At 66.8% G+C, this 9284-nt stretch carries 7 protein-coding genes; 2 read left to right on the top strand and 5 right to left on the bottom strand.

The features are described from left to right. From VGS97_RS24325 to VGS97_RS24315, 3 genes are all read right to left on the bottom strand, one after another. On the bottom strand, positions 1-3233 hold a 3233-nt coding region (locus VGS97_RS24325), incomplete at its 3' end, for a hypothetical protein (RefSeq protein WP_326855961.1). A 131-nt stretch (positions 3234-3364) separates the two neighbouring features. Then, a complete protein-coding gene (locus tag VGS97_RS24320) occupies positions 3365-3655 on the bottom strand; it encodes a hypothetical protein (protein WP_326855960.1) in 291 nt (96 codons plus the stop codon). 741 nt (positions 3656-4396) lie between these two features. After that, positions 4397-5605, bottom strand: a complete 1209-nt coding sequence (locus VGS97_RS24315; RefSeq protein ID WP_326855962.1) for an ROK family transcriptional regulator — start codon at positions 5603-5605, stop codon at positions 4397-4399. A 316-nt stretch (positions 5606-5921) separates the two neighbouring features. Between VGS97_RS24315 and VGS97_RS24310 the strand changes: the two genes are divergently transcribed. Together VGS97_RS24310 and VGS97_RS24305 are read left to right on the top strand one after the other, a co-directional pair. Beyond that, a complete protein-coding gene (locus VGS97_RS24310; RefSeq protein WP_414641822.1) occupies positions 5922-7799 on the top strand; it encodes an arabinofuranosidase catalytic domain-containing protein in 1878 nt (625 codons plus the stop codon). 119 nt (positions 7800-7918) lie between these two features. Further along, positions 7919-8413 (top strand): helix-turn-helix transcriptional regulator, encoded by a 495-nt coding sequence (locus VGS97_RS24305; RefSeq protein ID WP_326855958.1) that lies wholly within the window; start codon positions 7919-7921, stop codon positions 8411-8413. Positions 8414-8627: 214 nt separating this feature from the next. On the opposite strand, the gene VGS97_RS24300 is transcribed toward VGS97_RS24305, so the two are convergent. Next, the gene (locus tag VGS97_RS24300) at positions 8628-8816 is read right to left on the bottom strand and encodes a hypothetical protein (RefSeq protein WP_326855957.1); all 189 of its coding nucleotides are present in this window, start codon (positions 8814-8816) and stop codon (positions 8628-8630) included. Positions 8817-8977: 161 nt separating this feature from the next. Further along, positions 8978-9181 carry a cold-shock protein gene (locus VGS97_RS24295; RefSeq protein WP_326855956.1) on the bottom strand — a complete coding sequence of 68 codons (204 nt, stop codon included), beginning with the start codon at positions 9179-9181 and terminating at the stop codon, positions 8978-8980. Positions 9182-9284: the final 103 nt, after the last annotated feature.

Below are 9284 nucleotides of genomic sequence, written 5' to 3'. Positions count from 1 at the left end.
TCGATGCTGATGCCGATGTTGCCCTGGTCGGTGTTCTGCTCCCCGAAGACCTCGATGAAGGTCCCGGTGAAGGTGTAGGTCTCCGTCGAGCCGTTCGCTGTCGCGTAGTGAACGTCATCGTCGAAGTCGCCCAAGCCGCGGTTGGCGCTGTATGAGCATCCGTTGTATGCGATGGAGGAATCGTTGTCGTTGACGCGGTTCACTGTCGGCAGAGCGACCGCGAATCCATCAAGGGTTGTGTATTGGCCTGAGAGCTTGGTTACCACGATGGTGTGGGTGCCTGACGACAGTCCGGTGGCGGTGTAGATGGGGACGTTGGAGTGGCGTTGTCCGTCGGCTGGGATGGTGTTGATGGTTTGTTGGGTGCCGCCGTCGATGCTGATGCCGACGTTTCCCTGGTCAGTGGACTGCTCACCGAAGACTTCGATGACGCTTCCGGTGAAGGTGTAAGTCGCCGTGGCGCCGTTTGCGGTGGCGTAGTGGATGTCGTTGTTGTAGTCGCCGAAGCCGCGGTTCGCCGAGTAGGAGAAGCCGCTGTAGGCGATGGCAGGAGCGGTGTCGTCGGCTCGCAACGTGGACGGCGGTGTGTTCGTAACGCCGAATCCGTCGAGGGTTGTGTATTGGCCGGACAGTTTGGTTACCACGATGGTGTGTGCGCTTGAGGTGAGTCCGGTGGCGGTGTAGATGGGGACGTTGGAGTGGCGTTGTCCGTCGGCTGGGATGGTGTTGATGGTTTGTTGGGTGCCGCCGTCGATGCTGATGCCGATGTTGCCTTGGTCGGTGTATTCCTCGCCGTAGACCTGGATGAGGTTTCCGGTGAAGGTGTAGGTGGCGGTGGCGCCGTTTGCGGTGGCGTAGTGGATGTCGTTGTTGTAGTCGCCGAAGCCGCGGTTCGCCTGGTAGCCGAAGCTGTTGTAGACGATGGCCGGATCGGTGTCGTTGATCCGGTTGCTGACCCAGATCTGGCCGGACGAGGTGCCCACGGGAACGGTCGCCACGAGGAATCCGCTGGACAGCAGTTGGACGTTGGTCGCGGCGATCTGCGTGCCTCCGGCGTAGACCTGGGTGTTGGCGGTGAACCCTTGGCCGCCGATCAGCACCTGGTTCGTGCTCGACACCGGCGACACGTAGTAGGTCGTCGGGCCGACGGAAGCGGGTACCGCAGAGTTCGACGACGTGACACCCGCGTTCGTCAGCACGCTGGTCGGGATGTCGCTCGGTCCCGGCGTGGCCGGGATTGACGTGTTACCGCTGGCGTGGGTGTCCGTCGGCGCGTTGCACACGTAGGCGCCGTAGGGCGCGGAGAAGTAGTTGTTGCTGACCCAGAAGTGTCCCGTCGCGCTGCATCCGCCGGTCGCGTTCTGGCCGCCGCTGAACGCGACGTCGCCCTGCCAGTTGATCCATTCGGAGCCGGCGTCGTCGTAGTAGGTGAAGTCGGTGTTGCCGCCGTTGTAGGCGACGTTTCCGGTGGCCTGGAGTCCGTGCGCGAGCGTCTGGACCGGATCGGCCTGCGTGTACGGCACGGGATTGCCGTTCGCGTCGTAGTACTGGGACTGATGTCCCTCAGCGTAGATCGCGCCGCCGTCGGCGCGCGTGGTCAGGAAGTTGTGGATGAGGTTGTCGCTGAGCGTGTTGTTCTCGTTGATGTTGGTCGAATTCTCCGGCGTGCTCGCCTGGTCGACGTGGCCCTGGATGACGCCTGCGGTGATCCCGTCGTACGGCAGGTCGTAGAGGTCGTTATGGGTGATGGTGGTGCCGCGGGAGAACAGCAAGGTGATGCCGGCTGCGGAACTGTAGTCGGTGCCGACGTGGTGGACGACGTTGTTCGACACGGTCGTTCCGGTCAGGATCTCGTTCGTCCCGATGGTGTCCCCGGCGACGGCCGACGGGTTCGGCGTGCAGCCCTGCTTTATGATGGCCGGGTCATCGGGGTCGGTGGCGGGGGAGGGGTTTGTCGGGTTCGGGTCGGACGTGCAGCCGAGCAGGATTCCGGTGGAGGCGATGTCGGTGAACTCGTTCCCGGAGATCAGGGTGTTCGCCGAGCCGTACATCACGCTCAGCCCCGCGCCGCCGAGTTCGGCGAACCGGTTGCCGGTCAACGTGATGTCGTTCGCCGCGGTGAAGGCCACGTTGGCCAGCGGCTGCGTCAGCGATCCCCACGGGCACGTGCCGTTGGGGTTGGAGAAGTGGCACAGACCCTGGTTGGCCGCGCCGGTGATCCGCAGGTTGCTCTGAACGTCGGCGAAACCGGCCGAGGACGACGGAGCATTCCAGGTGGCGTAGGAGAATTGCAGGCCGCTGAACGTGACGTCGTGCAGTGGTGCGGCCAGCGTGCCCGCACCCTGTATCAGCTGCTCCAGATGGGGGAGTTCGACATCCAGGCTGCTCATCTGCTGACCGGCGGGCGGCTGGTAGTAGAGCGCGTTCGCGGAGGTGCCGAGGAACCACTGTCCCGGGTGCAGCAGCGCCTGCGCGTTCTCGATCAGCGTCGGCATCGTACTGGGATTCATGGATGGCAGGCCGCCGCTGCCCTGGCTGAACGCCGCTCGGGCTGTGACGCCGGTCCAGCACGGCTGGTCCATGGTCAGGGTGCCGCCGGAGTAACCGGCCACCCGGCAGCGCGATTCGGTCCACACGCCGTTCGCGCCTGGATAGTCGAACTCCACTGCGGCGACCTGAGCGGCCGTCAGACGGCCGAACCAAGCCGTGGCGGTACTGTCGCCACCGATGTTGTAGCCGGTCGACGAACCGGACCAGGAACCCGCGAAGCCGAGCGAACCTGGGGTGGCCTGCGCGATCGGCGCTTCCTGCCCGTTCACGTACAACTGCCGACTCGCGCTGCCGCCGGGCACCGGGGCCGACCAGACCCCGGAGGTGCCCACCTGGGTCCAGCCGGTGACCTGCGAGGCGCCGGATATCACCGGGTGCGCGCCCGGCGCGGCCTGCCACACCACCGGATGTCCCGGGCTGCCGGAGTCCGCGGCGCCGAACGTCCACGTGCTGGCCGGGCGGTAGATCCCGTCCAGGAGGTCGACGGTGACGTCGGTGCCACTCGTGGCGGGCGTCAAGGCGCGCACCGCGCTCTGCGCACCGGCGAGCGAGCACGGCGCGGACTGCGTGCACGCAGATCCGGAACCGGTGGGCGACGCATACAGCGTCGCCGTGGTCGCGGCCGAAGCCGATTCGCTCACGGACACCGCCAGGCCGGCCACCAGGGCCGCGGCGCCCGTCATTGCAAGGAGCTGAGATCTGGGAGCTCTCATCTGCTAAGCCTCTTCCTCGTCGTTGTGATTCGGCTCGTTTTGTCCTTGCCCGAAACAGGCGGGGCGTGCGCGTACGGTCCCACGCACGCCCCGCCTGCGGATCAGTCGTAGATCAGGCCGAACTCCTCCCACGGACCGATCGCGGTGCGGTTGGCAATCAGCGGGGTGATGCTGTTGGCGGCGTCGACGTAGTTGCCGCTGGCGTGGGTCTTTAGGCTCGCAACCTGCGTGGAGGTTAGGAACAAGTTGTTGTTGGCGCCGCCGGTGGCCAGCAGGATGGAGGGCTGCGCCGATCGCGTGACCGCACCGAACATGGGTACTGATATCGCTGCCGCCAGCGGGAACGCGACGGGCAGCCGCGTGCGCCGTCGGAGTTCGGATAGTAAGAGCACAGATACCTCCCTCGGATCGGCCTCATCGCGCCGCGCCGGGCAGGAGGTCCTCAGGGCACGCTGTGGTGCGACGTTCTCTTTTTTGCGGGATCACGGAACGGTTGCACAGCGACGGACTGCGCGACGGATCCGGCCAATGCAGCGTGTGGGCGAGCTCTCGCCGAGCTACCCGCTCACGCTCCGACGCCTCGGGCCTACTCGTCGCAGCCGTCGAGCGGATCGACTCGGCACCGTCCGATTAGCGCGATCGAATGGGCCGTACCCGCGAACAGCAAGAGGGCAGGACACACGCTTCGTCGTCACGTGGCGTCGCTCCGCCGATGGTGCTGTGCCGGATGGCGGCCCGCGCGCATCGTCGGGCACCGACAGAGGCCGCGTTCGCGATGACATCTGGGTAAACGAAGGCTTCCACCGTGGCGCAGCACACATATTTGGCCGACATTGGGTCTAAGTCAAGACTGGCTTGGTAGATCGAGGCGACTTTTAATCCAAATGTGGAGTTAACTCTGCCGAGCGTGCCGAGTTGAAAGTGGTTCATCCGGGACGATTTGGCTCCCGACGGTGAGGCGCTGCTCTTGACTTATATATAAACCCGGCACAATGTGGTGAACGGCTTGACGGCGAGTGCCGTAGCGAGTGCTGGACTGTCGGCTGAGCCCGACCGTCGCCGTGCTTTTGCGGACTCGCGGTTAAGAGCTTCAGGTCTTCTGACCGGCCGTACGCCGATGAGGGCGGTCGGGTTCACACGCCCTGGGCCAGGGCCAGCGTCTCCGGAGCGCGCTCAAGGATGAGGGCTGCGGCGCCGCGGACCCCGGCGTTGTCGCCGAGCGCGCTCGGGACGATCCGCAGCGACTCGGCATGGCAGGTCATCGTGTTGCGGGAGATGGCGCGGTGCATCGGTTCGAAGAGCGCCTCGTGGGCGACGGCCAGATCGCCGCCGACCACGATCAGCCGGGGGTTGAGCACCATGACGACGAAGGCCAGGGCCCGCCCGATGGCTTCGCCGGCGTCTTCGACGGCGCGCATGGCGCCGCGGTCGTCGGAGCGCAGCAGCTCGGCGAGGTCCGCTGCGCCGACCGGGCGGCCCCAGCTGCGGGCAAGCAGTTCGGCGATCGCCGGCGGGCTGGCGACCGTCTCCAGGCAGCCGCGGTTGCCGCAGCGGCAGAGCTTCCCGCGCGGCTCGACGATGATGTGGCCGAGTTCCCCCGCCATTGCGCCATGGCCGAGCAGCATCCGGCCGTCGCAGATCGCACCGGCTCCGATCCCGGAGGACAGGCGCACGTAGACCACGTCGTCGCACCCGCGGGCGGCGCCGTAGCGGCGTTCGGCGAGGACGCCGGCGTTGGCGTCGTTGATGATCCGGACCGGCAGCCCGGTCCGGCCCACGAGCTCGTCGACCGGCCGGATCCCGACCCAGCCGGGCATGATGCCCTCGGCGTGCAGCCTGTGGCCGTCCTTGTCGACCGGGCAGGCGAAGTCGGCGCCCAGTCCGAGGATCTTCCCCCGGGGCACGCCACTGTCGCGCAGCGCGGTGTCGATCAGATCCTCGGCGGCCGCCAGCGTCCGCTCGGGGTCGTCATCCACCGCCATCGGCTCGGTGCGGTCCCATCGGATCTTTCCGACGACATCAGTCAAAATTGCCCGCACGTGGTCGTGCGCGACGTCCAAGCCGAGCGCGAACGCGGCCTCCGGCTCCAGGGACAGTATCTGGGGTGGCCGACCGGCCCGGGCCGAGGCCGCGCCGGCGGCGGCGCTCTCCCGCACCAGCCCGCCATTGATCAGGTCATAGACGACTGAAGCCACAGTCGCCCTGGCCAGGCCGGTGCGACTGGCGATTTCGACCCGCGAGAGCCGCGCGTTCTCGGCCAAGGCGCGCAGCACGCGTACTCGGCCCAGGTCGGTGAGGCCGATCGGAACCTCGGTCGTGGCCGAGGCGCCGCCTCGGATCATGGGCACATGGCCACTGTAATGGTCACCGTGTTGCTGTGGCATGGATAAGTCTGTCCTTGTCCCTAAGATCTCGCCATTCTGCGACACGAGTCTTGACTTATAGCTAGAGTCGGCTGAACATGTGTCCTGCGCCACAAGGGAAGCCTTCGTTTACCCGCCTGTAACGCGAAGCGCGTCCTGCGCGGACTTCCTGTCCTTTCCCTCTGCAACCGCGCCGCGGCGTCGCCTCGTGAGCCTCCCGTCATGCCCGGCGGGCCGCGACGGGAACCACTCGACGGAGGTATTCGTGTTCTTACTGCGCGCACTGCGACGGCGGATGCGACCGGCCGCCTTCTTCCTGCTGGCGGCCGCGATCGCCGTGCCCGTCTTCAGCGCGGCGATGGCGACGCCCGCTGTTGCGGCGTCCTCGCAACCGTGTGACATCTACGCGTCGGGTGGTACGCCGTGTGAGGCGGCGTACAGCACTACCCGGGCGTTGTTCGGCTCGTACAACGGTCCGCTGTATCAGATCCAGCGTTCCTCGGACAGCAGCACCCTGAATATCGGTCTTGAGTCGGCCGGCGGGGACGTCAACGCGGCACCGCAGGTCTCTTTCTGCTCCGGCACGACCTGCACCATCACCCTGCTCTACGACCAGAGCGCCAACGGCAACAACATGCCCATTTCCCCTGGTTCGTCCTGCACGGGTTGTAGCGGCGGCATCGGCGGCGCCAACCCGAACGGCTCGGACATCGGCGCGAACGCGATGGCGCTGCCCGTGACCATCGGCGGCCAGCCGGCCTACGGTGTGCTGGGCAATGCGCAGGGCATCGGCTACCGGAACAACAGCGCGAAGAACGTGCCCACCGGCTCGCAGCCCGAGGGCGTCTACATGCTGACATCGTCGAACCTTACGAGCAACGGCTGCTGCTTCGACTTCGGCTCGGCCGAGACGAACGACTCCGACGACGGCAACGGCACCATGAACGCGATCTACTACGGCACCGACTGCTGGACCAAGAACTGCAACGGCCCCGGTCCGTGGGTCGGCGGCGACCTCGAAAACGGCATGTACTTCAGCAACACCGGCGCCAACCCCGCGAGCATCCAGAGCGAGAAGGGGTCGTTCCTGTCCGCGTGGGAGAAGAACAACGGCACGACCAACTTCACCCTCAAATACGGCAACGGGCAGTCCGGCGGGCTGACCCAGTCCTACTCGGGTGCGCTGCCGTCCCCCGGCTACGACCCGATGAGGGTGCAGCCCTCCATCGAGTTGGGCACCGGCGGCGACAACAGCAAGTGGGGCAACGGAGAGTTCTTCGAAGGCGCGGTCACGGCCGGCTTCCCCTCCGACTCCACCGAGAACGCGGTCCAGGCCAACATCGTCGCGGCCGGCTACGCCAACAACACCACCTTCGTTCCGACCACCGAGTCCGAGGTCAGCCTCAAAGCCCACGCCAACGGCGAGTACGTCGACGCGGCGAACAGCAGCACCGCGCTGATCGCGAACGCGACCTCGATCGGCACGGCCGAGACCTTCGACCTGATCACCAACCCCGACGGCACCACAAGCCTGCGGGCGCACTCCGATCACGACTATGTCACGGCTGACAACGCCGGTGCTTCCCCGCTGATCGCCAACCGCGCCACGGGCGGGTCGTGGCAGACCTTCGACCTGATCAGCAACGCGGACGGCAGCGTCAGCTTCCGTGCCCACGCCAACAACAACATCGTCACGGCTGACAACGCTGGTGCTTCCCCGCTGATCGCCAATCGCACGGCGATCGGGCCGTGGGAGGAGTTCGACCTGGTCCGTGACACCGTCCCGGTCAGCTTCCGTGCTCACGCCAACAACAACATCGTGACCGCTGACAACGCTGGTGCTTCCCCGTTGATCGCCAATCGCACCGCGATCGGGCCGTGGGAGACGTTCGACCTGATCAGCAACGCGGACGGCAGCGTGAGCCTGCGTGCCCACGCCAACAACGAGATCGTCACCGCCGACAACGCAGGCGCCAACCCATTGATCGCCAACCGCACTGCCATCGGACTGTGGGAGGAGTTCGACCTGGTCTCCAACGCGGACGGCAGCGTGAGCCTGCGCGCCCACGTCAACAACCAGTACGTCTGCGCCGACAGCGCCGGCGCCTCGCCCCTGATCGCGAATCGCACCGTGGTCGGGCAGTGGGAGTCGTTCGACCTGATCTACGACTGATTCCGGGAAACCCACGTTCCGGACCCCGTCACCCGGCGGGGTCCGGAACGTGGGTTTCTCATGTTGCCGTCTCGCGCGCCGTCGCGGTCGCCGAGCAGCGCAGCGGGCGCAATCCCGCAGTGCGCAGCCACGCGGCGATCGCGGCGCACGTGCGCGGCCTTGTCCGGCACGACGCGGGCGAACTTGAATCCGCCGTGCGCTCGCTGCGCGAGGTGCCGCGCCCGCCCGCGTTGGCCTCGGCGCTGGAGGATCTCGGCCGGATCCGGCTCGACGAGGGCGACACCGCCGCTGCCGTCGAAGCCTTCGACCAGGCGTTGGCGCTCGACTCCGCGTACGGCGCCGCCTGGGACGCGGCGCGGGTCCGCAGCCGGCTGCGCCGGCTCGGCGTACGGCGCCGCCTGGTCGCTTCGGCGGGCCCGCACACCGGATGGTCCGCGCTCACCCGCGCCGAGCGTCAAGTCGCCGATCTGGTCGCGGAGGGCCGCACGAACCGGGAGATCGCGGAGCAGCTGTTCGTCTCGCCGCACACGGTTAACGCTCATGTGCGCCGCATCTTCGAGAAGTTGCAGGTCAGATCCCGGGTGGAGCTCGTCAGGACGGTGGGGCGCGAGTAGTCCCGATAACGAACCGCATTGATTCGGGATGTGCCGCGCCCGGCCGCGCAGCAGGATTCGCTGGGGGTGCCGGTGCCGGATCGCCCTGCACGGCAGGGACGCTGAACTCAGAAGACGCTGTGTAGAAGACGGCGGTCATTCCCGCCCCACTGCTTCGGGCGCAGATTGTAGGCGTGGATCACGGTCTGGTGCACCGAGTCGCCCGCTGCGTCTGTCAGGTCTGCCTTGAGCGAGGCGAGGTGGTGGTGGCGGGCGCGGTGACCATGGTCGTCCAGCGGCCCGTGTCGCCGCGGTGCAACGTCAGGACCTGCCAGGTCGCGCCGTCGTTGAAGGATGCGGCCAAGCAGACCGCGGTGATCGTGGCTGTGGGCGTGGGCGTGCCCTGCGGCAACTCCTGGGCCACGGTCAGCTGGGACGGGATGCCCGCTGGAGCGCGGTCGGCATCATTGAAGCCGCCGCCGACCCGTACGGGCCTCAGCAGGGCAGGGTCTATGTTCCAGCTGGCATATCGCCGCCGGGCTGCGCGATGCCCCGGACAACGTCCGGGGCATCGCCGGGTGTCGCCTAAAGCGGCCGGATGTTCTCGGCCTGCGGACCCTTCTGGCCCTGCGTGATGTCGAACTGGACCTTCTGGCCCTCGTTCAGCTCGCGGTACCCCTGGGCAGCGATGTTCGAGTAGTGGGCGAACACGTCCGGGCCGCCCCCGTCCTGCTCGATGAAGCCGAAGCCCTTTTCGGAGTTGAACCACTTCACTGTGCCTGATGCCACGGAGTGCTGCCCTTCGTAACGAGAATCTTCCGGGCAAGTGTGGCACAGGCCACCGGAGTCGGCGAGCAAACAGGCATGGAGGCTTGCACGAAAGTGTCTTTGA

It is taken from the genome of Actinocrinis sp. (genome assembly GCF_035946395.1).
Lineage (GTDB): Bacteria > Actinomycetota > Actinomycetes > Streptomycetales > Catenulisporaceae > Actinocrinis.
The sequence above is the reverse complement of the archived record's forward strand: the minus strand, read 5'-3'. Positions and strand labels throughout refer to the sequence as shown.

What these genes read in the sequence shown, in the direction of transcription:
- VGS97_RS24310 (WP_414641822.1), top strand. Translation starts at nt 5,922, where the DNA reads ATGCGACCGGCCGCCTTCTTCCTGCTGGCGGCCGCGATCGCCGTGCCC.
- VGS97_RS24315 (WP_326855962.1), bottom strand. Translation starts at nt 5,605, where the DNA reads ATGATCCGAGGCGGCGCCTCGGCCACGACCGAGGTTCCGATCGGCCTC.